Origin of the sequence: Streptomyces sp. NPDC048420 (genome assembly GCF_040651535.1) — a bacterium.
Lineage (GTDB): Bacteria > Actinomycetota > Actinomycetes > Streptomycetales > Streptomycetaceae > Streptomyces.
The window spans coordinates 317,858-340,673 of sequence record NZ_JBEZKG010000009.1 but is presented as its reverse complement, the minus strand read 5'-3'; the positions used below and the strand labels follow the sequence as shown (position 1 = coordinate 340,673).

Annotated in this window: 22 protein-coding genes, 1 pseudogene and 1 riboswitch; of the genes and pseudogenes, 16 read left to right on the top strand and 7 right to left on the bottom strand. The window is 71.5% G+C overall.

Annotated features, from left to right (window positions below):
* The first annotated feature begins 103 nt into the window (after nt 1-103).
* A riboswitch (cobalamin riboswitch) is annotated at nt 104-183 on the top strand.
* A gap of 166 nt (nt 184-349) precedes the next feature.
* Genes AB0D34_RS18890 through AB0D34_RS18880 form a run of 3 tightly spaced genes read left to right on the top strand, consistent with a single transcriptional unit; the run spans nt 350 to nt 3,120 of the window.
* Entirely contained in the window at nt 350-1,372 is a 1,023-nt protein-coding gene (locus AB0D34_RS18890) for an iron ABC transporter permease (protein WP_362662978.1), read from the top strand.
* Nucleotides 1,373-1,374: 2 nt separating this feature from the next.
* Complete coding sequence (locus AB0D34_RS18885; RefSeq protein WP_362662848.1) at nt 1,375-2,121, top strand: ABC transporter ATP-binding protein; 747 nt, start codon at nt 1,375-1,377, stop codon at nt 2,119-2,121.
* Nucleotides 2,122-2,133: 12 nt separating this feature from the next.
* Complete coding sequence (locus AB0D34_RS18880; protein ID WP_362662846.1) at nt 2,134-3,120, top strand: ABC transporter substrate-binding protein; 987 nt, start codon at nt 2,134-2,136, stop codon at nt 3,118-3,120.
* Here AB0D34_RS18880 and meaB read toward each other — a convergent pair.
* Genes meaB through AB0D34_RS18865 form a run of 3 tightly spaced genes read right to left on the bottom strand, consistent with a single transcriptional unit; the run spans nt 3,090 to nt 8,070 of the window.
* Nucleotides 3,090-4,088: a methylmalonyl Co-A mutase-associated GTPase MeaB gene (gene meaB / locus AB0D34_RS18875; protein WP_362662844.1), complete on the bottom strand. Its 999-nt coding sequence runs from the start codon at nt 4,086-4,088 to the stop codon at nt 3,090-3,092. The genes AB0D34_RS18880 and meaB overlap by 31 nt on opposite strands.
* A complete protein-coding gene (gene scpA / locus AB0D34_RS18870; protein ID WP_362662842.1) occupies nt 4,085-6,262 on the bottom strand; it encodes a methylmalonyl-CoA mutase in 2,178 nt (725 codons plus the stop codon). Before scpA ends, meaB begins: the two co-directional genes overlap by 4 nt.
* Nucleotides 6,262-8,070 (bottom strand): methylmalonyl-CoA mutase subunit beta, encoded by a 1,809-nt coding sequence (locus tag AB0D34_RS18865; protein ID WP_362662840.1) that lies wholly within the window; start codon nt 8,068-8,070, stop codon nt 6,262-6,264. Before AB0D34_RS18865 ends, scpA begins: the two co-directional genes overlap by 1 nt.
* A gap of 104 nt (nt 8,071-8,174) precedes the next feature.
* On the opposite strand from AB0D34_RS18865, the gene AB0D34_RS18860 reads away from it, so the two are divergent.
* Complete coding sequence (locus AB0D34_RS18860) at nt 8,175-8,531, top strand: DUF1801 domain-containing protein (RefSeq protein WP_362662838.1); 357 nt, start codon at nt 8,175-8,177, stop codon at nt 8,529-8,531.
* Nucleotides 8,532-8,810: 279 nt separating this feature from the next.
* Here AB0D34_RS18860 and AB0D34_RS18855 read toward each other — a convergent pair.
* The 4 genes and pseudogenes from AB0D34_RS18855 to AB0D34_RS18840 form a co-directional block, all read right to left on the bottom strand.
* A pseudogene (locus AB0D34_RS18855) lies at nt 8,811-8,897 on the bottom strand (thioesterase); the annotation flags it as partial.
* A 267-nt stretch (nt 8,898-9,164) separates the two neighbouring features.
* A complete protein-coding gene (locus tag AB0D34_RS18850) occupies nt 9,165-9,905 on the bottom strand; it encodes a VOC family protein (protein WP_362662836.1) in 741 nt (246 codons plus the stop codon).
* Nucleotides 9,906-9,956: 51 nt separating this feature from the next.
* Nucleotides 9,957-11,681, bottom strand: a complete 1,725-nt coding sequence (locus tag AB0D34_RS18845) for an acyl-CoA dehydrogenase family protein (protein WP_362662834.1) — start codon at nt 11,679-11,681, stop codon at nt 9,957-9,959.
* 50 nt (nt 11,682-11,731) lie between these two features.
* Nucleotides 11,732-12,310 (bottom strand): PadR family transcriptional regulator, encoded by a 579-nt coding sequence (locus tag AB0D34_RS18840; protein ID WP_362662832.1) that lies wholly within the window; start codon nt 12,308-12,310, stop codon nt 11,732-11,734.
* 372 nt (nt 12,311-12,682) lie between these two features.
* On the opposite strand from AB0D34_RS18840, the gene AB0D34_RS18835 reads away from it, so the two are divergent.
* From AB0D34_RS18835 to AB0D34_RS18780, 12 genes are all read left to right on the top strand, one after another.
* Nucleotides 12,683-13,012, top strand: coding sequence for a TcmI family type II polyketide cyclase (locus AB0D34_RS18835; protein ID WP_362662831.1), 330 nt, complete (start codon nt 12,683-12,685; stop codon nt 13,010-13,012).
* Entirely contained in the window at nt 13,009-14,280 is a 1,272-nt protein-coding gene (locus AB0D34_RS18830) for a beta-ketoacyl-[acyl-carrier-protein] synthase family protein (protein ID WP_362662829.1), read from the top strand. Before AB0D34_RS18835 ends, AB0D34_RS18830 begins: the two co-directional genes overlap by 4 nt.
* Nucleotides 14,277-15,500: a ketosynthase chain-length factor gene (locus tag AB0D34_RS18825; protein ID WP_362662828.1), complete on the top strand. Its 1,224-nt coding sequence runs from the start codon at nt 14,277-14,279 to the stop codon at nt 15,498-15,500. The genes AB0D34_RS18830 and AB0D34_RS18825 overlap by 4 nt, the downstream gene beginning before the upstream one ends.
* A gap of 66 nt (nt 15,501-15,566) precedes the next feature.
* Nucleotides 15,567-15,836: a phosphopantetheine-binding protein gene (locus tag AB0D34_RS18820; RefSeq protein ID WP_362662826.1), complete on the top strand. Its 270-nt coding sequence runs from the start codon at nt 15,567-15,569 to the stop codon at nt 15,834-15,836.
* Between the two features lie 9 nt (nt 15,837-15,845).
* A complete protein-coding gene (gene fabG / locus AB0D34_RS18815) occupies nt 15,846-16,634 on the top strand; it encodes a 3-oxoacyl-ACP reductase FabG (protein WP_362662825.1) in 789 nt (262 codons plus the stop codon).
* A 15-nt stretch (nt 16,635-16,649) separates the two neighbouring features.
* A complete protein-coding gene (locus AB0D34_RS18810) occupies nt 16,650-17,597 on the top strand; it encodes an aromatase/cyclase (RefSeq protein ID WP_362662823.1) in 948 nt (315 codons plus the stop codon).
* 1 nt (nt 17,598) lies between these two features.
* Nucleotides 17,599-17,868: a hypothetical protein gene (locus AB0D34_RS18805; protein WP_362662821.1), complete on the top strand. Its 270-nt coding sequence runs from the start codon at nt 17,599-17,601 to the stop codon at nt 17,866-17,868.
* Nucleotides 17,869-17,915: 47 nt separating this feature from the next.
* Nucleotides 17,916-18,605, top strand: a complete 690-nt coding sequence (locus AB0D34_RS18800) for an antibiotic biosynthesis monooxygenase family protein (RefSeq protein WP_362662819.1) — start codon at nt 17,916-17,918, stop codon at nt 18,603-18,605.
* A gap of 5 nt (nt 18,606-18,610) precedes the next feature.
* A complete protein-coding gene (locus AB0D34_RS18795) occupies nt 18,611-20,107 on the top strand; it encodes an FAD-dependent monooxygenase (RefSeq protein ID WP_362662817.1) in 1,497 nt (498 codons plus the stop codon).
* A complete protein-coding gene (locus AB0D34_RS18790; protein WP_362662815.1) occupies nt 20,104-20,556 on the top strand; it encodes a nuclear transport factor 2 family protein in 453 nt (150 codons plus the stop codon). The genes AB0D34_RS18795 and AB0D34_RS18790 overlap by 4 nt, the downstream gene beginning before the upstream one ends.
* Before the next feature lie 157 nt (nt 20,557-20,713).
* Complete coding sequence (locus tag AB0D34_RS18785; RefSeq protein WP_362662813.1) at nt 20,714-21,736, top strand: methyltransferase; 1,023 nt, start codon at nt 20,714-20,716, stop codon at nt 21,734-21,736.
* A 57-nt stretch (nt 21,737-21,793) separates the two neighbouring features.
* Nucleotides 21,794-22,708, top strand: a complete 915-nt coding sequence (locus tag AB0D34_RS18780; RefSeq protein ID WP_362662811.1) for an LLM class flavin-dependent oxidoreductase — start codon at nt 21,794-21,796, stop codon at nt 22,706-22,708.
* The last annotated feature ends 108 nt before the right edge of the window (nt 22,709-22,816 follow it).

Genomic DNA, 22,816 nt, shown 5'->3' with positions numbered 1-22,816 from the left:
CAGACGGTGGAATCCGCGTTCAACCGAACGGTTGAAGCACCTGTGTCCGGGGCACCGGCGGACCCGACACCCCCGTTTGCTACGCTCCCCGAGCCTCCCGCGGGGGAAGTCCGGTGAGAGTCCGGCGCTGACCCGCAACGGTGTGCGTGACGGCCAGGTGGTCGTCGCGTGAGCCCGATCACCTGTGGGTGGCGCGACACCGTTCACTGCTCGCCGAGGACTGCGAGAGGGGACCGCGCGGCCGGCACGGTCGTACGGGCTTGTCTCCTGCTTCACGTCCGGGAGGCGGCCCTTGGCGAAGGACGTGCCCGCCGTGCCCCGAAGTCCGGACACCGCCCGCCGCACACCCGTGCTGCCGCTCGCCCTCGGCCTGTCCCTCCTCCTGGTCCTCTCGCTCGTCTGCGGAGTCGCCCTCGGTGCCGCCGGCATCGGGTGGCTGAGGGTCTTCCGGTTCCTGTGGGCCGGGCTGACCGGCGGGACCGTGCACGCGGACGACGCCGCCGCATACACCATCGTGTGGGAGATCCGGCTGCCCCGGGTCGTGCTGGGCGCGGTCGTCGGGGCGGGCCTCGCGGCCGTCGGCGTGGCCGTGCAGGCCATGGTGCGCAACGCCCTCGCCGATCCGTTCGTGCTCGGCATCTCCTCCGGCGCCGCGGTGGGCGCCAACGCGGTCATCCTGCTCGGCGCGTTCGCCGGGCTCGGGGTGTGGGCGCTGTCGGTGTCGGCGTTCGCCTCGGCCCTCGCCGCGATGGTCCTGGTGTACGCGGTGGCCCGCTCTCCGCACGGACTCACTCCACTGCGCCTCGTCCTCACCGGTACGGCACTGGCGTACGGCTTCGAGGCGGTCACCACCGTGATGGTGTTCGGGGCGGCCCGGGGCGAGGCCGCCCGCTCGGCGATGATGTGGCTGCTCGGCAGCCTGGGCGGCGCGACCTGGGCCCAGGTACCGCTCGCCGCCGTGACCGTGGTGGCCGGGTGGACGTGGCTGCGATGGCGGGCCGAGTCCCTCAACGCGCTCGCGATGGGCGACGAGACCTCCACCGCGCTCGGGGTCCGTCCCGGGCGGCTGCGGCGGGAGTTGTTCCTCGTCACCGCCGCCGTGACCGGAACCGTGGTCGCGGTCAGCGGGGCCATCGGCTTCGTCGGCCTGATGGTGCCGCATGTCGTACGGATGCTCGTCGGCGCCGACCACCGGCGCGTCCTTGCCGTCGCCCCGCTCGCCGGAGCCGTCCTGCTGGTCTGGGCGGACGTCGTCTCCCGGCTTCTGCTCGCCCCCGCCGAACTGCCCGTCGGAGTGATCACCGCGGTGGTCGGAGTCCCCGCCTTCCTGCTGCTGATGCGGCGCGGCGGTTACGCGTTCGGAGGCCGGTGAACATGCGCCTCGACATCGACGGCGTGAGCGTCGACGGAATCCTGCACGACCTTCAACTCACCGTGGACAGCGGGGCGTTCGTGGGACTCGTCGGCCCCAACGGCAGCGGCAAGTCCACTCTCCTGGGCTGTGTGTACCGGGCAATGCGTCCGTCCGGCGGAGCGGTACGGCTCGACGGCGACGACGTGCACGCCATGGACGCACGCGCCGCCGCCCGCGTACTGGCCGCGCTGCCGCAGGAGTCGGCGGCCGAGTTCGACTTCACCGTCGCCGAGGTGGTCGGCATGGGACGGCTCCCGCACTGCGACCGTACGGCCGCCTCGGACCGGGAGATCTGCGCCGCGGCGATGGACCGCACCGGGGTCGGCCACCTCACCGACCGCGGCTTCCTGGCCCTGTCCGGAGGCGAGAAACAGCGCGTCCTGATCGCCCGCGCGCTCGCCCAGCAGCCCCGAGTGCTCGTCCTCGACGAACCCACCAACCACCTGGACATCGCCCACCAGTTGGACGTGCTCTCCCTGGTCCGCGACAGCGGGGTCACCGTCCTGGCCGCCCTGCACGACCTCAACCTGGCCGCCGCCCACTGCGACCTCCTGTACGTCGTCCAGGACGGTCGGATCGTGGCCTCCGGGCCGCCGCGCGACGTACTCCACCCCGCCCTGCTCGCCGAGGTGTTCGGGGTCCGCGCCCACCCGGTACGGCATCCGGAGACCGGCGCCCTCCAGCTTCTGTTCGACCAGCTCCCGTAAGGACCTTTCCCCATGCGCAAGTTGCTCGCCGCCGCCCTGTGTCTCGCCGCCACCGGTTGCGGCGCGAACGTCGAGTCGTCCAGCGACGCCAAGTCCACCTCCGTCACCCTCACCAACTGCGGCCGCGAGGTGACCTACCACAAGGTCCCGGAGCGGGTCGTCACCAACGACGTCGGGATCACCGAGCTGATGTTCGCGCTCGGCCTGGAGGACCGCATGGCGGGGTTCGCCATGCCCGACGACAAGGGCGATCTGACCGACGTGCCCTGGAAGGACGGCTACGACAAGGTCAAGTGGCTCTCCAAGGACCAGCTGACGAAGGAGAACGTCCTCGACGCGAAGGGCGACTTCGTCTTCGCCGGCTGGAACTACGGCTTCCGCGACGACAACGGCCTCACCCCGGACGCGCTGAAGAAGCTCGGCATCCCCTCGTACGTCCTCACCGAGTCCTGCCGCAACGGCCGCACCGAGACCTCCCGCGGCATCATGCCGCCCCTCGACGCCCTGTACGCCGACCTCACCAACCTCGGGAAGCTGTTCGGCGTGGAGAAGCGCGCGGCCACGCTGATCGCCGGCTTCAAGAAGCGGGTCGCCGACGTCGCCACGAAGGCACCCGAGAAGAAGCCCAAGGTCTTCCTCTACGACAGCGGCCAGGACCAGCCCTTCACCTCCGGCCGCTGGGCCGCCCCCGACGAGATCATCAGCAAGGCCGGCGGGGTCAACGTCATGCACGACGTGGACGACTCGTGGACCACGGTCGGCTGGGAGAGCGTGGTCGAGCGGAACCCGGACGTCATCGTGATCTGCGACTACGGCGATGTGAGCGCCGAACAGAAGAGGAAGTTCCTGCTCTCCTACGGCCCGCTGCGGAACGTCTCCGCCGTGAAGCACCAGCGGATCTTCGTCCTCGACTACGTCGACCTGGTCGAGAGCCCCCGCAACCCGGCGGCCATCGCCCGACTCGGCGCCTACCTGCGCTCGGTGTCCCGACCTTCCTGACCGAAGGCCTCAAGGATCCGCTCGGCCGCCAGCGTGGCCGTCAACTGCCCGTCCCGGACCCGCTGTTCGAGTTCCGGGGCGAGGACCTTGACGGCCGGGTGGGAGTGCAGGCGGCCGAGGAGTTCGTCCCGCACCATCGCCCAGGCCCAACCGACCTGCTGGTCCCGCCGCTTGGCGGTGAGCCGCCCGGTGGAGTCGAGGAGGGTCCGGTGCTGTTCGAGCCGCTCCCAGACCACGTCGAGGCCGGTGGACTCGCGGGCGCTGCAACTGAGCACCGGGGGAGTCCAGAAGGCGTCCTTGCCGTGCATCAGCCGTAGCGCGCCCGCCAGTTCACGCGCTGCCGCGCGGGCGTCGCGCTCGTGCGGGCCGTCCGCCTTGTTGACCGCGATCACGTCGGCCAGTTCCAGGACACCCTTCTTGATGCCCTGGAGCTGGTCGCCGGTGCGGGCCAGGCTCAGCAGCAGGAAGGAGTCGACCATGTCGGCGACCGCGGTCTCGGACTGCCCGACGCCGACGGTCTCGACCAGGATCACGTCGTACCCGGCGGCCTCCATCACGACCATCGACTCCCGGGTCGCCTTCGCCACCCCGCCGAGCGTGCCCGCGCTGGGGGAGGGCCGTACGAAGGCGGCCGGATCGACGGCCAGGCGCTCCATCCGGGTCTTGTCGCCCAGGATCGAGCCGCCGGTACGGCTGGAGGACGGGTCCACGGCGAGCACCGCCACCCGGTGCCCCAGCGAGGTCAGCATGGTGCCGAACGTGTCGATGAACGTCGACTTGCCGACCCCCGGCACCCCGCTGACACCGATCCGCCGCGCCCGGCCGCTGTGCGGGAGCAGCTCGGTGAGCAACTCCTGTGCCAGCGACCGGTGTCGGGGATGGGTGGACTCGACGAGCGTGATCGCGCGGGCCACGATCGCCCGCTTCCCGTCGAGCACACCCTTCACATACGCGTCGAGATCGATCACTGCCCGTGCCCGAGGTCGGCCGACAGACGCTCCACCAGGTCGTACGCCGCGTCCGGGATCACCGTCCCCGGCGGGAACACGGCCGCGGCGCCCATCTCCAGGAGGGTCGGCACGTCCTGCGGCGGGATGACCCCGCCCACCACGATCATGATGTCCTCCCGGCCCTCCTCGGCCAGCGCCTCCTTCAGCGCCGGTACGAGGGTGAGGTGACCGGCCGCCAGCGACGAGACGCCGACGATGTGCACGTCCGCCTCCACGGCCTGGCGGGCCACCTCGCCCGGGGTCTGGAACAGGGGGCCGACGTCGACGTCGAAGCCCAGGTCGGCGAAGGCGGTGGCGATCACCTTCTGGCCGCGGTCGTGGCCGTCCTGGCCCATCTTGGCGACCAGGATGCGCGGCCGGCGGCCCTCGGCCTCCTCGAAGGCGTCCACCAGGGCACGGGTGCGGTCCACGTTCTCGGACTCCCCTGCTTCGTTGCGGTACACGCCGGAGATCGTACGGATCTGGCTCGCGTGCCGGCCGTACACCTTCTCCAGGGCGTCGGAGATCTCGCCGACGGTGGCCTTCGCGCGGGCCGCGTGCACGGCCAGTTCGAGGAGGTTGCCGTCGCCGTCGGCCGCCCGGGTCAGCGCGTCCAGGGCGTCCCGGCAGGCGGTCTCGTCCCGCTCCGCGCGCAGCCGGCGCAGCTTCTCGATCTGCTGGGTCCGCACGGAGGAGTTGTCGACCTTGAGGACCTCGATCGCCTCGTCGGTCTCCACCCGGTACTTGTTGACGCCGATGACCGGCTGGCGGCCGGAGTCGATGCGGGCCTGGGTGCGGGCAGCGGCCTCCTCGATGCGCAGCTTCGGGATGCCGGCGTCGATCGCCTTGGCCATGCCGCCCGCCGCCTCCACCTCCTGGATGTGCTGCCAGGCCTTGCGAGCGAGGTCGTACGTCAGCTTCTCCACGTACGCGCTGCCGCCCCACGGGTCGATGACCCGGGTGGTGCCCGACTCCTGCTGGATCAGGAGTTGGGTGTTGCGGGCGATGCGCGCGGAGAAGTCGGTGGGCAACGCCAGTGCTTCATCAAGGGCGTTGGTGTGCAGCGACTGGGTGTGGCCCTGGGTCGCCGCCATCGCCTCGACACACGTACGCGTGACGTTGTTGAACACGTCCTGCGCGGTCAGCGACCAGCCCGAGGTCTGCGAATGGGTGCGCAGGGAGAGGGACTTGGCGTTCTGCGGGTCGAACTGCCTCACCAGCTTGGCCCACAGCAGCCGCGCCGCGCGCAGCTTGGCGATCTCCATGAAGAAGTTCATGCCGATCGCCCAGAAGAAGGACAGCCGGGGTGCGAACGCGTCCACGTCCAGGCCGACTTCGCGTCCCGCGCGGATGTACTCGACGCCGTCCGCGAGGGTGTACGCCAGCTCCAGGTCGGCCGTCGCACCTGCCTCCTGGATGTGGTAGCCCGAGATGGAGATGGAGTTGTAGCGGGGCATCCGCTGAGAGGTGAAGGCGAAGATGTCGGAGATGATCCGCATCGACGGCTTCGGCGGATAGATGTAGGTGTTGCGGACCATGAACTCCTTGAGGATGTCGTTCTGGATGGTCCCGGCCAGCTTCTCGGGCGGTACGCCCTGTTCCTCCGCCGCCACGATGTACAGCGCCAGTACGGGCAGCACGGCACCGTTCATCGTCATCGACACGGACATCCTGTCCAGCGGGATCCCGTCGAACAGCTGTCGCATGTCGTAGATCGAGTCGATCGCCACGCCCGCCATGCCGACGTCACCGGTCACGCGTGGGTGGTCGCTGTCGTAGCCGCGGTGCGTGGGCAGGTCGAAGGCGACCGACAGGCCCTTCTGGCCGGCGGCGAGATTGCGCCGGTAGAAGGCGTTGGACTCCTCGGCGGTGGAGAAGCCCGCGTACTGGCGGATCGTCCAGGGCTGGTTGACGTACATCGTCGGGTACGGGCCGCGAAGGTACGGGGCCACGCCCGGGTACGTCTCCAGGAAGTCCAGGCCCTCCAGGTCACGCCCGGTGTAGAGCGGCTTGACCGCGATGCCCTCCGGGGTCTCCCACGCGGGCTCGGCGTCTCCGGTGGCCTGCTTGACGGCCGTACGCCACTCGTCGGCGCCGACCTCGGAGGCCGGGGTCCCCAGCTCGATCCCGGTGAAGTCGGGGATGCTGGACATCAGGACACTCCCATGCGGTCGAGGGTGGCGGTGAGCACGGCGACGGCGTCGCAGCCCGCGAAGACGTAGGAGTCCACGCCGGAGTACTGCCCGGGCCGCCCGGCGAGGAACACATGCCGCGCGCCCGCCGACTTGAGGGTTCCTGCGACGTCGTCGGCCTGCTCCTCGTACACCGTGTCGCTGGAGCACAGGCAGACCTCGGTGGCGCCGCTCTCCTCGAAGGTGCCCTCGGTGACGGGCTCGATGCCGCCGGCCTGGAAGAGGTTGGCGGCGAAGGTGGTGCGCGCGGTGTGGGCCGCGGCCGGACCGAGCGAGGCCAGGAAGACCCGGGGTCGGGACCCGGTCGCCGCGAGGTGGGCGTCGGAGCGGGCGCGCAGCTCCTCGTACGCCTCGTCGCGCCGGACGCGGGGCAGACCACCGGTCCGGGACTCCGGCGCGGAGGCGCGCTCCACGGGCTTCTCGCCGAGGTGCGGGAACTCGCTGACGCCGGTGATGGGTTCGCGCCGGGTGGCGAGCTTCTTGGAGCGCTGCGCCCACGTCGTGGCCAGGTCGGTGCGGAGCCGGCCGGAGCGCAGGACGGCCGCCTGGCCACCGTCGCGTTCGATCGTCCGGAAGAACCGCCAGGCGGCCTCGGCGAGTTCGTCGGTGAGCCGCTCCACGTACCAGGAGCCGCCCGCCGGGTCGATCACCCGGGCCAGGTGCGACTCCTCGACCAGGATCGTCGAGGTGTTGCGCGCGATGCGGCGCGCGAACGCGTCCGGCAGTCCGAGCGCGTGGTCGAAGGGCAGCACGGTCACGGCCTCCGCGCCGCCGACCCCGGCAGCCAGCGTGGCGATCGTCGCGCGCAGCATGTTCACCCACGGGTCGCGACGGGTCATCATCACCGGCGAGACGACGGCGTGCTGGGCCTGGGCTCCGGCACCGGGCGCCCCGCTGGCCTCGGCCACGCGCGCCCACAACCGGCGGGCCGCCCGCAGTTTGGCGATCGTCAGGAACTGGTCCGCCGTCGCCGCGTACCGGAACTCCAGCTGCGCACAGGCCTGTTCGACGCTCAGCCCGGCCTCGGTGAGCTCACGCAGATAGGCGACACCGGTGGCGATCGAGGCGCCCAGCTCCTGCGCGGCCGAACCACCGGCCTCGTGGTACGGCAGGGCGTCCACCGTCAGCGCCCGCAGCCCCGGATACTCCTCGGCGCACCTGCGCGCGAGCGGCACGACCGGCGCGAAGTCCAACGCCTCGCCCGTACGCGCCTCGTGGCCGAGCGGGTCGGCGCCGAGGTTGCCGCGCGCGGCCTTGCCGTCGATGCCGCGCTCCTCGTAGAGCCGCAGCAACTCGTCTGCGGCCTCGGCGAATTGACCGCCCGCGTCGAGAATGACCGGCGCGAGGTCGAGGTAGACGCCGTCGAGGACCTTGCCGAACGACGAGACCGGGACACCGCCCTCGCCCGCGACCAGCCACAGCGAGGTGACGCCGTTCTCCAGGTCCGTGAGCACCGCGGTGTTGTCGGCGACCGCGTGCCGCTGCCGTACGTCCCAGCCGCCGGCGGTGTTCCCCTCGGCGCGGGCACCGCGCACGAAGGGGGCCAGGCCGGGGAAGCCGGGGTCGGGCGCGGCGTCGTGCGCGGTGTACAGGGGGCGGGTGCGCAGCCCGTCCTCGAGCGCGGTGGACAGGGCGTCCTCAGCTGCCGTGCCGGAGACTTCCTTGCCCGACTTGCGCAGGACACCGGCCACCAGGCCGTGCCACTGTTCAAGGTTCGCGGCAGGAAACTCGGCGGCCAGCGAGAGCCCGTCGTCAGGCAGGACCGTCATGCTCGGATGCTAGGCCAGAGCACCAAAGGAGCAGCAGAGGGCACGGCTGTGACCTTTCCCGCAACGTCGCTGTGACGCCCGTCTCCCCTGTACAAAAGGGACGTATGGATGCCGACGCACAGACCTATATCGACGGGATCGCACCCGAGCACCGTCCCCTCTTCGACCGGGTGCACCGGCTGATCCTGGGGGCGTTCCCCGAGGCGGACCTCGCGCTGGCCTACGGGATGCCGACCTACCGGGTCGGCGACCGCAGACTGCACGTGGGCGTCTGGCGGCACGGGATCTCGCTCTACGGCTGGGACAAGGACGCGGGGGCCGATCTCCTCTCCCGCCACCCGGGGCTCCTCAGCGGAAAGGGCACCATCCGGCTGCGCTCCCAGGAGGCGGCGGACGTCACCGACGACGAACTGAGCGCTCTCGTCCGTGGCTCCCTGGGACCCGGGGGCAGCGCTGGCTGAGCGAAGACGTCCGCCGGTCGGTGTGCAGTCGCCTGGTGACCTCGGGGGTGAATCCGGTGCGTACGACGACATGCAGGACGGAGACGTCCTGGCAGGGTGCGGGGAAGGTGTAGGCGGGCAGGGGTGCCAGCCGCGGGCCCGCATGGCCTCGGAGACGTCGAAGACCGTGAAGTCCTCGGTGCCGGGCGCGAGGCGGAAGGCGAAGGCCGGGAGCTCGGAGCCGTCCGTGCGGCCGGCGTGGATGAGGGTGCCGGTGGCGGTGAGGGTCTGGCCGTCGGTGCGGGCGGCGCGGATGTAGTTCACCTTGAGTTCGAGGGTGATGTAGCCGACGCCCGCGGGCAGCGTGGAGTGGACGGCACAGGCCATGACGGCGTCCAGGAGGGTGGCGGCGATACCGCCGTGGAGGGAGATGACGACACGGCAGCGGGGTCGGTGGTCGTCATGTGCGGTCTCATGTGAGGTGCGGGGGTGCGGGGGTGCGGGGGTGCGGGGGTGCCGGGGTGTTGGGCCGTCTGGCCGTCTTCGGTGGCGGAGGGGCTCGGGCCGTCAGCCCGGCGGGTCGACGGCGTTCCGTGGGCGGGCGGTCGGGATTCCGGAGTTCGTACGGGACTTGGCGGCTCCGCGGGTGTCCGGTCAGGACAGGGCGAGGACGCAGAACTCGTGGCCGTCCGGGTCGGTCAGGCAGGTCCAGGGGACATCGCCCTGGCCGAGGTCGAGGTCGGTGGCGCCGAGGGCCCGCAGCCGGGCCACCTCCGCCGCCTTGTCGTCACCGGGATACGGCAGCAGGTCGAGATGGACACGGTCCGGCACGGTCTTCGCACCGGGGACACGGAGGAACTCCAGATACGGGCCGACGCCCTTGGCGGAGCGCAACACCGCCTGGTCGTCGGTCACTTCGTGCAGGGCCCAGTCCGTCGCCTCGCCCCAGAACCGCGCCATGACCCGCGGATCCGCGCAGTCGATCACCACCGCGGCGATCGGCCCGGTGTCCCGGTAGACCTCCCGGGGCTCCAGCACACAGAACTCGTTGCCCTCGGGGTCGGCGAGCACCGTCCACGGGACGTCACCCTGGCCCACGTGCGCGGGCGTCGCACCGAGGGCCTTCAGGCGTGCCACCAACTCCGCCTGGTGGGCAGGGGAGTTGGTGGCGAGATCGAGGTGCACACGGTTCTTCGTCGCCGACTTGGGCTCCGGGACGGGAACGACGTCGACGCCGACGAAGACCGGGTGCGGCCACACGAGACCGCCGGCGGGGCCGACGTAGGTGGTCATGCCGGGGCTGTAAGCACTCCAGCCGAGCGCTTCCGCCCAGAACCGGCCGACCGCCTCGTGATCAAGGGCCTTGATGATCAAGTGGACAGGTCGCAGTGGCATGGCGACGATCCTATGCACCGCTCCACGAGGACACCCCCACCCAAGGCATGGCTACGGGGCCATCTCGTATGTGCCGGACAACGCCTCGACCCGCTGCCAGACCCGCTCCGTGCGGGCCTCGTCGACGACCGGCCGCCGGACCGAACCGAGCGCCCACGCCTGCTGCTGTTCGGTCGCCGAGTCCTTGCCGTGCAGTTCGACGGCGTGCCCGGAGAAGTCCCGTACGAGAACGGCGAAGAGTTCGTCGAGCACGTCCTCGTCGAGCCCGGTCAGGGCGGCCTGCTCCAGGACGAGCTGCCCGTGCACGACGAGTGCGAAGAGCTGGCCGATCGCGAGGAGGAGGTCGAGGTCACGGCTCTGCTCCGCGTCGGGGGCGGCTGTGGCGACGAACTCGCAGAGCGCGTCGGCCTGTTCGCGCAGGCGGGCGACGTTGGGCAGATGCGCGTACGTCTCGAAGGCCGGACGCCAGTCGTGGAAGCGCACCGAGCCGAGGCCGCGGGCCGGGCCCTGCCGGAAGAGGAAGCCGTCGTCGGCCGCGTCGAGGCGGGTCGGCACACCCGGGTACTCGGCGGGGTCGAGGAGGTGACTGCGCATGAACTTCAGGATCAGCGCCAGGTTGACGTGGACCGTGCCCTCCAGCTTCGGAAGGCTGCGGATCTCGATGGCGGCCTGGCCGAAGTAGTTGTCCTTCTCGAAGCCCTTGGCGGCGATCACGTCCCACATCAGGTCGATGACCTTCTCGCCCTCCGTGGTCACCTTCATCTTCGTCATCGGGTTGAAGAGCAGGTAACGGCGGTCGTCGGGGCCGGCGGAGCGGAAGTAGTCCACCGCGCGGTCGCTGAACAGCTTCATGCCGATCAGCCTGACGTAGGCGTCGGTCAACTCGCGGCGCACATGCGGGAAGGCGGTGACGGGGCGGCCGTAGAGGATGCGGTTCTGGGCGTGGGTGACGGCCTCGTACATCGCGTGTTCGCAGATGCCGATCGAGGCGGTGCAGAGGTTGAACTTGCCGACGTTGACCGTGTTGAGGGCGGCGTCGAAGGCGGCGCGGCCGGTGTGCAGGACGTCCTCGGCCCTGACCGGGTAGTCCTCCAGGCGGAACTCGCTGACGAACTTGGACGAGTCGACGACGTTCTTGACCAGGTGGTAGGCCGGATGACGGCTGTCGGCCGCGAAGAACACGTAGCCGTCGGGGCCCTCGACGTCGCTGCGCCGGCCGAAGACGGAGACGAGCCCGGCGGCGTTCCCGTTGCCGATGTAGTACTTGGAGCCGGTGGCGCGGAAGCCGCCGTCGCCGTCGGGTTCGAGCAGCATGTCGGTGGAGTAGATGTCGGCGCCGTGGGCCTTCTCCGACAGGCCGAACGCGAACACCTCCCCCTGCGCGAGGAGTTCCGCGGCGCGGGTGCGGGCGGCGGCGTTGTCGCTCTGCCAGACCGGGCCGAGACCGAGGACGGTGACCTGCCAGGCGTACCAGTAGTCCAGGCCGTAGAAGCCGAGGATCTCGTTGAGCGCGGCGATACGGGCGGTGTCCCAGCGCTTGTCCGGCTCCCCCTGCCCGGCGGCGGAGGACGGCGTCAGGAAGGTGGCGAACAGGTTCTCCTTCGCGGAGAAGGCCAGGAAGTCACCGAGCCACGCCCGGGTCCGGTAGTCCTCGATCAGCTGCCGCTTCCCGCGCTCCTCGAACCAGTCGACGGTGGCACGCAGCAGGCGGCGCGTCTCGGGGTCGAAGTGGGCGGGGTCGTACGTGCGCGGGTTGAAGAGCAGTTGGTCGGCCATGGTGCGGGGCCCTTTCGGCTGGTGGACGGATGGGAGTGGCGGGGTGGCGGTCAGCGTCCGGGGTCGGGGTCGAACCGGGCCAGCGTGGCGAGCACGTCGTCCAGCCAGCCGATCATCATCCGCTCGTACGCGATGCCGCCGCGCAGTACGGCGTGCTGGAGCTCACGCTCGGCGTCGAGCGGCGTGTCCGCGGCGGCCGCGCTCGGCTCGGGGCCCGTGAAGTCCCGCTCCTCGCCCGCGAGATAGTGGGTGAGCCGGTCCCGGTGTGCCTGCCGGTGCCGCTCCACCTCGCGGATCAGGGCGGCCGGGTCGTCGAAGGCGGCGCCCCGGATCTTCACCGCCAGGTCGTGGCGGACGCTGTCCGGTTCGATCGGGTCGTGCAGCCACGAGGACAGCGCGGCGCGGCCGAGGTCGGCGACGGAGTACTCCTTCTTGTCCGGTCTGCCTTGCTGCGGGACGTCGCGGGCGGCGACCCAACCGTCGTTCTCCATGCGCTTCAGCACGCGGTAGATCTGCTGGTGGGTCGCGGTCCAGAAGTAGCCGATGGACCGCTCGAAACGCCGGGCCAGCTCATAGCCGGAACCCGGCTTCTCCAGGAGCGACACCAGGATCGCGTGTTCGAGCGCCATGGCGACGATCGTGCTATGCAACTCGTTGCATAGCAAGCCGCCCCGGCTCCGATGCGACGTGGGTCACTCTCCGCTTGTCGCCTCGCCGACCCCCGGCCCCCACTCATGACGATCGTCTGACCCGCCCCGCGGTCCTCTGTCCCGCCCGCACCCCCTCTGTCGTCGATGCGCACCCGTCTGACGTTTCCGTGCAGTCCCCCGAAAAGCCCTGACAGAGCCCTGAACCGGCCTTTCTTGAACTCGATCCCCCCACCCCGGAGGCTTGAAGTCGCGGATCGGTGTGGGCGTGTGAGGGAAGCCGGACGCGCCATGTACCGCCGCTATGTCATGTCCATTGCAAATGTCCCTTTGTGAAACGGGGAGTGGGTACGCATGCACAGCACCTTGATCGTCGCCAGGCTGGAAGCGGGTGCGAGCGCGCACGTGGCCGGCCTGTTCGCCGATTTCGACGCGACCGAGATGCCGCACAGGATGGGGACCAGGCGGCGCCAGCTCTTCCACTACCGGGGGCTGTACTTCCACCTCCAGGACTTCGACGAGGACAACGGGGGAGAGCTGATCGAGGCGGCGAAGACCGACCCCCGGTTCGTCGGGATCAGCAACGACCTGAAGCCGTTCATCGAGGCGTACGACCCGGCGACCTGGCGCTCACCGGCGGACGCGATGGCGACGCGGTTCTACTCCTGGGAGGCGTCCGAGTGAGCACGCGTCGCGTCGTCATCACGGGGCTCGAGGTTCTCGCGCCGGGTGGCGTGGGCGCCAAGAACTTCTGGAGCCTGCTGAGCGAGGGACGTACGGCGACCCGGGGAATCACCTTCTTCGACCCCGCGCCGTTCCGCTCCCGAGTCGCCGCCGAGATCGACTTCGACCCGTACGAGCACGGCCTCACCCCGCAGGAAGTGCGCCGCATGGACCGGGCCGCCCAGTTCGCGGTGGTCGCGGCGCGCGGCGCGGTCGCGGACAGCGGGATCGAGTTCGCCGACCTCGACCCGTACCGCACCGGCGTCACCATCGGTAGCGCGGTCGGCGCCACGATGGGCCTGGACGAGGAGTACCGCGTCGTCAGCGACGGCGGCCGGCTCGCCCTCGTCGACCACACCTACGCGGCACCGCACCTCTACGACCACCTGGTGCCCAGCTCCTTCGCCGCCGAGGTCGCCTGGGCGGTCGGCGCCGAGGGCCCCGCCACCGTCGTGTCCACCGGCTGCACCTCGGGCATCGACTCCGTCGGGTACGCCGCCGAGCTGATCCGCGAGGGAGCGGTGGACATCATGGTCGCCGGCTCGTCGGACGCGCCGATCTCCCCGATCACCATGGCCTGCTTCGACGCGATCAAGGCCACCACCCCCCGCCACGACGACCCCGCCCACGCCTCCCGCCCCTTCGACGGCACCCGCAACGGGTTCGTGCTCGGCGAGGGCGCGGCCGTGTTCGTGCTGGAGGAACTCGACAGCGCCCGCAGGCGTGGCGCCCACATCTACGCGGAGATCGCCGGATACGCGACCCGCTCGAACGCCTACCACATGACCGGACTGCGCCCTGACGGCGCCGAGATGGCCGAGGCGATCCGGGTCGCCCTCGACGAGGCGCGGCTGCCCGGCGACGCCGTCGACTACATCAACGCGCACGGCTCGGGCACGAAACAGAACGACCGCCACGAGACGGCCGCTTTCAAACGCAGCCTCGGCGCACACGCCTACCGCACCCCGGTCAGCTCGATCAAGTCGATGGTGGGCCACTCCCTGGGCGCGATCGGCTCCATCGAGATCGCCGCCTCGGTCCTTGCCATGGAGTACGACGTCGTCCCGCCGACCGCCAACCTCCACACCCCCGACCCCGAGTGCGACCTCGACTACGTGCCGCTGGAGGCCCGCGACCAGCTCATCGACACGGTACTCACCGTCGGCAGCGGGTTCGGCGGGTTCCAGAGCGCGATGGTGCTGGCCGAGCCGGAAAGGAAGCGGAGGTGAGTACGGCGACCGTCGTGGTGACCGGACTCGGCGTCGCCGCGCCGACCGGGCTCGGGACGCGCGAGCACTGGGCAGCCACACTCGAAGGCCGCAGCGGCATCGGCCGCCTGACCCGCTTCGACCCGTCCGGCTACCCCGCGAAACTCGCCGGCGAGATCACCGGGTTCACCGCCGAGGAGCACCTGCCGGGGCGGCTCGTCCCGCAGACCGACCGGATGACCCGGCTCGCCCTCGCCGCCGCCGACTGGGCGCTGGCCGACGCGGGCGCACGCCCCGACGAGCTGGCCTCCTTCGACATGGGCGTGGTCACCGCGACCGCGTCCGGCGGCTTCGAGTTCGGCCAGAACGAGCTGCGCAAGCTGTGGAGCCAGGGCAGCCAGTACGTGTCCACGTACCAGTCCTTCGCCTGGTTCTACGCCGTCAACAGCGGCCAGATCTCCATCCGCAACGGCATGAAGGGCCCCAGCGGCGTCGTCGTCAGCGACCAGGCCGGCGGCCTCGACGCGGTCGCCCAGGCCCGCCGGCAGATCCGCAAGGGCACGCGTCTGGTCGTGTCCGGCGGCGTCGACGCCTCCCTGTGCCCCTGGGGCTGGGTCGCGCAGCTCGCCGGCGGCCGGCTCAGCACCGGCGAGGACCCCGCCCGCGCCTACCTCCCCTTCGACCGCGACGCCTGCGGCCATGTGCCCGGCGAGGGCGGCGCGATCCTGATCCTGGAGGACGCCGAGGCCGCCCGCGGACGCGGCGCGCGCTCCTACGGCGAGATCGCCGGGTACGGCGCCACCTTCGACCCCAAGCCCGGCAGCGGGCGCCCGCCCGGCCTGCGCAAGGCCATCGAACTCGCCCTCGACGACGCGGGCGTCCAACCGGCCGACGTGGACGTCGTGTTCGCCGACGCGGCCGGAGACCTGGACCTCGACCGAGCCGAGGCCGACGCGCTCCTCCAGGTCTTCGGCGCGCACGGCGTCCCGGTCAGCGCCCCCAAGACGATGACCGGCCGCCTCTACTCGGGCGCCGCCCCCCTCGACCTGGCCACCGCCCTGCTCGCCCTGCGCGACGGGATCGTCCCCGCCACCGTCAACGTCAAGCTCTCTCCCGAGTACGACATCGACCTCGTCGTCGACCGGCCGCGCCGCCTCGGCCTGCGCACCGCACTGGTCCTGGCCCGGGGATACGGCGGCTTCAACTCCGCCGTCGTCCTGCGGGCGCCCGCACCGCACTAACCCCCGCTCAGCGGGACCGTTTCCCCGCCTGCGCCCCACCCAGCCCCCACCGGAAGGACCCCTCCCGTGTCTGCCGACCCGTTCACCCTCGCCGACCTCAAGCGCATCCTCCTGGAGGCCGCCGGCGCCGAAGAGGACGTCGACCTCGACGGTGACGTCCTGGACAGCGAGTTCACCGCGCTCGGCTACGAGTCGCTGGCCCTCCTCGAGACCGGCAGCCGGATCGAGCGCACGTACGGCATCTCCCTCGACGACGACCTGCTGACCGACGCGCTCACCCCGCGCGCCCTCATCGGCGTCGTCAACGACCTGCTGACCGTCTCCCGCACCGCCTGAGAGGCCACCATGACCACGACCACCACCGGCCGCGTCGCGCTCGTCACCGGCGCCACCAGCGGCATCGGCCTGGCCGTCGCCCGGCTGCTCGCCGCCCAGGGGCACCGTGTGTTCATCGGTGCCCGCGACCCGGAGAACGTCGAGGCCACCGTCAAGGAGCTCGTCGCCGAGGGGCTCGACGTGGCCGGCACGACCGTCGACGTCCGCGAACCCGAGGCCGTACGGGACTTCGTACAGGCCGCGCTGGAGCGGTTCGGGACGATCGACGTGCTCGTCAACAACGCCGGCCGGTCCGGCGGCGGCGTCACCGCCGACATCGCCGACGAGCTGTGGGACGACGTCATCGAGACGAACCTCACCAGCGTCTTCCGGCTCACCCGCGAGGTCCTCACCGCGGGCGGGCTGCGCCACAAGGACCGGGGCCGCATCATCAACATCGCCTCCACGGCCGGCAAGCAGGGTGTCGTACTGGGCGCCCCCTACTCCGCGTCGAAGCACGGCGTCGTCGGCTTCACCAAGGCCCTCGGCAACGAACTCGCGCCCACCGGCATCACCGTCAACGCGGTCTGCCCCGGGTATGTCGAGACGCCGATGGCGCAGCGGGTCCGGCAGGGGTACGCCGCCGCCTACGACACCAGCGAGGACGCGATCCTGGAGAAGTTCCAGGCGAAGATCCCGCTCGGCCGGTACTCCACCCCGGAAGAGGTCGCGGGCCTGGTCGGCTACCTCGCCTCCGACACCGCCGCCTCCATCACCGCGCAGGCCCTCAACGTCTGCGGTGGCCTCGGCAACTTCTGAGAAGGAGATACGCCCGTGACAACCCGTGAGGTCGAGCACGAGATCACCGTCGGCGCCCCCGCGGCGGCCGTCTACCGCCTCATCGCCGACGTGGTGAACTGGCCCCGGATCTTCCCGCCCACCATCCATGTCGACCAGGTCGAGCACACCGGCGCCGAGGAACGCATCCGGATCTGGGCCACGGCACACGGCGAGGCCAAGCACTGGACCTCCCGCCGCACCCTGGACCCGGAGCGCTTGCGCATCACCTTCCGGCAGGAGATCAGCACCCCGCCGGTCGCCGCGATGGGCGGCGCCTGGATCATCGAACCCCTCGGTGACCACCAGGCCCGGGTCCGGCTCACGCACGACTACCGCGCGGTCGACGACGACCCGGAAGGGCTCGCCTGGATCGACGAGGCAGTCGACCGCAACAGCCGCTCCGAACTCGCCGCGCTGCGCACCAACGTCGAAGCCGCCCACGCCGCCGAGGACCTGACGTTCTCCTTCACCGACAGCGTCACCGTCACCGGCGCCGCCAAGGACCTGTTCGACTTCGTCAACGAGGCCGACCGGTGGGCCGAGCGGCTCCCGCATGTCGCCTCCGTGCGCCTGACCGAGGACACCCCGGGACTCCAGACCCTGGAGATGGACACCCGCGCCAAGGACGGTTCCACGCACACCACCAAGTCGTACCGCGTGACCTTCCCCCACCACCGCATCGCCTACAAGCAGGTCACCCTGCCCGCGTTGCTGACCCTGCACACCGGCGTGTGGACCTTCGAGGAGACCGGGCAAGGCACCGTCGCCTCCTCCCAGCACACCGTCAGCCTGAACACCGACAACATCGCCGCCGTCCTCGGCCCCGAGGCGACCGTGGCCGACGCCCGGACGTACGTCCACACCGCCCTCTCCACCAACAGCCTCGCCACCCTCGGCCACGCCAAGGCGTACGCGGAGACGCTCGCGGGCGAGCGGGGCTGACGTGCTCGACACGCAGGTCGTGTTCGTCGGCGCGGGCCCGTCGGCTTGCTGCTCGCCGGGAAACTGCGCCTCGGCGGCGCCGAGGCCGTCGTACTCGAACGGCGCCCGTCTGCCGCACAGCACCGAACTCCTGTGCTCCGGACGGGGGTTGCTCCTCGGCCCCGCCGACATCCTGGCCGGCGTCCCGCACGCCCCCGCCGAGCACTGGACCCTCGTACGGCCCGACAGGCACACCGTCTGGGCGGACCCGTCCGACCCGCCGCCCACATAGGTGCTCGCCCGCTGGGTCGGCCCACCAACGACGTAAGGAAACCCGCCATGCCCCTGATCTCGCCCGACGACGGCTACCTGACCGTCTTCAACCTCTTCGAGACGGACACCCGGCCCCTCCAGGACGACGTGCTGGACGCCATGCGCGACATCATCGACCACGCCGACTACCCCGGCTGGATCTCCTCGACGCTGCACTCGGGCGTGGACGAGCCGGGCACCGTCAACTACATCCAGTGGCGCAGCGCAGCCGACCTCCAGGCCCGGTACGAGGGCCAGAAGTTCCAGCAGAAGACCGTGCCGCTGTTCCACAAACTCGCCCGGACCGTACGCCTGTTGAGGACCGAACTGGCCTTCACCCAGCACCATCCCGCGCTGGCGGAGGGCATCGAGATATCGCCGGAACGTGACGACTACACCGTCGTGATCGTCTTCGACACGCGCCCCGAGGACCAGAAGGACCTCCTGGAGACCCTCGCCCGGCCGGACGAGTGGATCACGACCGTGCCCGGCTACCGCTCGCACACCTACTTCCGGGGCACGGACGGCACGTACGTCGTCAACTACGCCCAGTGGGACAGCAAGGAGGCGTACGACGCGTTCCACGCCCTTCCCGAGGAGCGGCGGCCGGCCGACATCCGCCGGGGCCGGGAGCGGGCACGGTCCCTCGTCACCGGGCGGCAGGCCAACACCTACCGGGTGACGCACTCCCGCTCGGCTCTGTCGGTGAAGGACTGACCGCCATGGCCGACACCGACACCGACGTCATCGTCGTCGGCGCGGGGCCGACCGGGCTGACGCTCGCCGGTGAACTGCGCCTGGGCGGCGCGCGCGTGACGGTCGTGGAGCGGCTCCCCGAGCCCACCGGCCAGTCCCGGGGGCTGGGTTTCACCGCCCGCGCCATGGAGGCGTTCGACCAGCGGGGGCTGCTGCCACGCTTCGGAACACCGGAGATCAGCCCGGTCGGCCACTTCGGCGGGGTCCGGTTCGACTACACCGTCCTGCCGGGCGCCCACTTCGGGGCCCGGGGGATACCGCAGTCGCGCACCGAGGCGGTCCTGGAGGAGTGGGCGGTCGAACTCGGCGCGGTCGTCCACCGGGGGTGGGAGTTCACCGGCCTTGAGGCCGGCGACTCGGCGGTGGAGATCACCGTACGCACCCCCGAAGGGCCTCGGCGGCTGCGCGCCGCCTACCTCGTGGGCGCCGACGGCGGACACAGCCCCGTGCGCGAGGCCGCCGGGATCGCCTTCCCCGGCACACCGGCCGCCCGGGTCATGTACCTCGCGGACGTGGTGGGCCGCAGGCTGCGGCCCCGGCCGCTCGGGGAGCGCCTGGAACACGGCATGGTGATGGCGGCGCCCCTGACCGACGAGGTCGACCGCATCATCGTCTGCCCGGACGGCGCCCCACCCCGCGAGGTCGCGGCGCCCGTCACGTTCGCCGAGGTCGCGGACGCCTGGCGGCGGCTCACCGGCGAGGACATCGCCGACGCCGACACCGAGTGGGTCAGCTCCTTCACCGACGCCACCCGGCAGGCGGCCACCTATCGCGCGGGCCGGGTCCTGCTCGCCGGGGACGCCGCCCACATCCACCTCCCGGCCGGCGGCCAGGGCATGAGCACCGGCATCCTGGACGCCGTCAACCTGGGCTGGAAACTCGCCGCCGAGGTCACCGGCCGCGCCCACCCCGGCCTCCTCGACACCTACCACGCCGAACGCCACCCGGTCGGCGCCCGCCTGCTGCTGAACACCCGCGCCCAGGGCACGGTCTTCCTCGGCGGCCGGGAGTCCGACCCGCTGCGCGCCCTGTTCGCCGAACTCATCGCGTACGACGACGTCAAACGCCATCTCGCCGGCGCGGTGAGCGGTATCGACGTCCGGTACGACCTCGGCGGCGGCCACCCCCTGACCGGCGGGCGCGTCGCACCCAGCGCCCTGGTCGGGCCCGCCGGGGAGACCAGCACCGCCCGACTCCTGCACCCCGCGCGAGGAGTCCTCCTCGACCTCGCCGACGACCCGGAGATCTGCGCGGCCGCCGCGCCCTGGCACGACCGGGTGACCGTCACGACCGCCAAGCCGACCGACGACCCCTGCGACGAACTGGCCGGCCTGCACGCCCTGTTGATCCGCCCCGACGGACACGCCGCGTGGGTGTCCGCCGCGCCCGGCGGCGAGGGGCTCACCGACGCCCTGCACCGCTGGTTCGGACCCGTCACCGACCGAAAGGCAGTACCGGCATGAGCGAGAACACCCTCGCCGACCTGCGGGACAGGGCCGACCTCACCGCCCTCGCCGACCGCTACGTCACCCACCTCGACCGCGACCGGCACCGCGACGACTGGTTCGGCGAGGTCTTCACGGACGACGTCCACCTCACCTTCCCCATGGGCGAGTACAAGGGGATCGCGGGCCTCACCGAGTTCCAGGAGATGGCCCGTACGACCTTCGAGCGCACCCACCACACCGCGTCCAACTACTCCATCGACGTCGACGGCGACCGGGCCGCGATCCGCGCCCACCTGACCGCCGTACACGTCCGCAAGGCCACCGAGCCCGGCGTCCACTTCACCATCGGCGGGCACTACGAGGCCGGTGCGGTGCGGACCGCCGACGGGTGGCGCATCGACCGGTTCGTCTTCGACCTGGTGTGGCACGAAGGGCAGGGCCCGCAGGGCGCGCCGGGGCACTGACCGGCGACTTTGCAGAGATCTGACGTACCGCGCAAAGACCTGACATCAGCTCGGCTTGTACCGCCCCGACCGGCCCCAACACACTTCAGATGGGCCTGTCGGTGTGTCCCGGTCGGACCCCAACGGCCGACCCCGCCGCCAAGGAGGAAGCCCCGCCATGCCCCCAGGCACCAGTGAACTGCCCCTGCACGCACAGGTGTTGCAGCTCGTCACCGCAGGATGGCTCGCCCAGGCGGTCAGCGCGACCGCGGAACTCGGCGTCGCCGACGCGCTCGCCCAGGGCCCCCGGCCGCTCGCCGAAGTCGCCGCCGCGACCGACACCCACGCGCCCAGCCTCTACCGGCTGCTGCGGGCCGGCGCCGACATCGGCCTGTTCACCGAACACGACGGCCAGGTCTTCGAACTGACCGCACTGGGCGACGCGTTGCGCGCCGACAGCCCGGTCAGCCTGCGCAACTTCGCCATCTGGACCGGACTCCCCGCCGAACGGCACGCCTGGGCCGGCCTCGCCGACGCCGTACGCACCGGGCACACCGCCTTTCCCGAGGTGCTCGGCAAGTCCGTCTGGGACTACCTGCACGACCACCCCGACGTGCTCGGCGTCTTCGACCGGGCCATGACCGAGGCGTCCCGGCAGATCATCGCGCCGGTCGTCGCCGCCTACGACTTCACGCGGTTCTCGACGATCGTCGACGCGGGCGGCGGGCGGGGCGCGCTGCTGGCCGCCGTCCTCGCCTCCGCGCCCGGGACGCGGGGGATTCTGTACGACCGGCCCGAGGTCATCGCCTCGGCCGGGCAGCCGCTGCGGGACGCCGGGGTGGCGGACCGGGCGGAGCTGGTCGCCGGGGACTTCTTCGAGTCCGTGCCCGGCGGCGGTGACGCCGTGATCCTCTCCAACATCATCCACGACTGGGACGACGAGCAGTCCCGGCGCATCCTGACCAACGCGCGTGCCGCGCTGGCCGACGGGGGCCATGTGCTGCTGGTCGAGGCCGTGTTGCCGGACCGGCCCCGGCCGTCGCCGACGGTTTCCCTGATGGACCTCGACATGCTGGTCGTCGCCGGGGGACAGCAGCGTACGGCCGGTGAGTTCGAGGCGCTGCTCGCGGACTCGGGGCTCAAGCTGACGCGGGTCGTGCCGGGTGGGCACTGCAGCGTGGTCGAGGCCGTGCGGGTCTGACACGGGGTCCGTGTCTCCCGTGGCGGCCACTCACATCCATGCCGAGGAAAGAAGCAGATGACAGAACGGCTTGCACGCAAACTGTGGTTCGGGATCGGACCGGGGGTCGCCGTCGACGACGCGTCGGACGTCGTACGCCGGGTCGAGTACGCCGACCGGGCGGGGCTCGACTTCTTCGCCCTGTCCGACCACCCGTACTACGGCGATCGGCTGGAGGCGTACAGCACGCTCGGCCTGCTCCTCGGCCGGACCCGGACCATCACCGGCGTCACGACCGTCACCAACCTGCCGACCCGACCGGTACCGCTGCTGGCCCGCACCCTGTCGACGCTGTCCGCGCTCTCCGGGGGCCGGGTCGTCCTCGGCATCGGCGCGGGCGGCTACTGGGACGACATCGCCCGCTTCGGTGTCACCCGGCTCGACCCTGCCGCCGCCGTACGCGCCCTGGAGGAGGCCATCGGCCTGGTGCGGGCGCTGTCCGACGGCCCGGGCCCGGTCACCCTGGACGGCGAGTTCACCCAGGTCGTCGGACTCGACCCGGCTCCGGTGCCCGCTCCGCTGGTCTGGACGGGGTCCGTCGGCCCCAAGTCCCTCGCGGTCACCGGGCGTTCGGCGGACGGCTGGATACCCGGCAACGCGGCGGACTGGCACAGCGAGCGGTACCGCGGCTCGCGGCCGCTGGTCGAGGAAGCCGCGCGCTCCGTCGGCCGTGACCCCGCGGACATCGCGACCGTCTTCAACCTGCCGGCCCGCATCACCGACGCCCCCGTCAACGCCCCGCGCGACTCGTCGGGGCGGTGGCTGGGCGGTTCCGTCGGCCAGTGGATCACCGAACTGACCGAGGCCGTCCTCGAACACGGCGCGTCCGGGTTCGTGTACTTCGCGTCCGGCGACCCCTCGGGGCAGGTCGGCCTCGGCCGGTGGGCCGAGGAGATCGTGCCGGCCGTGCGGGAGGCGGTGGCCAAGGGCTGACGAACGAGAACACGCCCAGTGTCCCGAGGCGTTCGGGACGGGCCGCCTGCGCGGTTCCCCCGCAGGGGCCGTGGCGGCCGTCCGTGAGGGGGTTGCCAGGGGCTGATG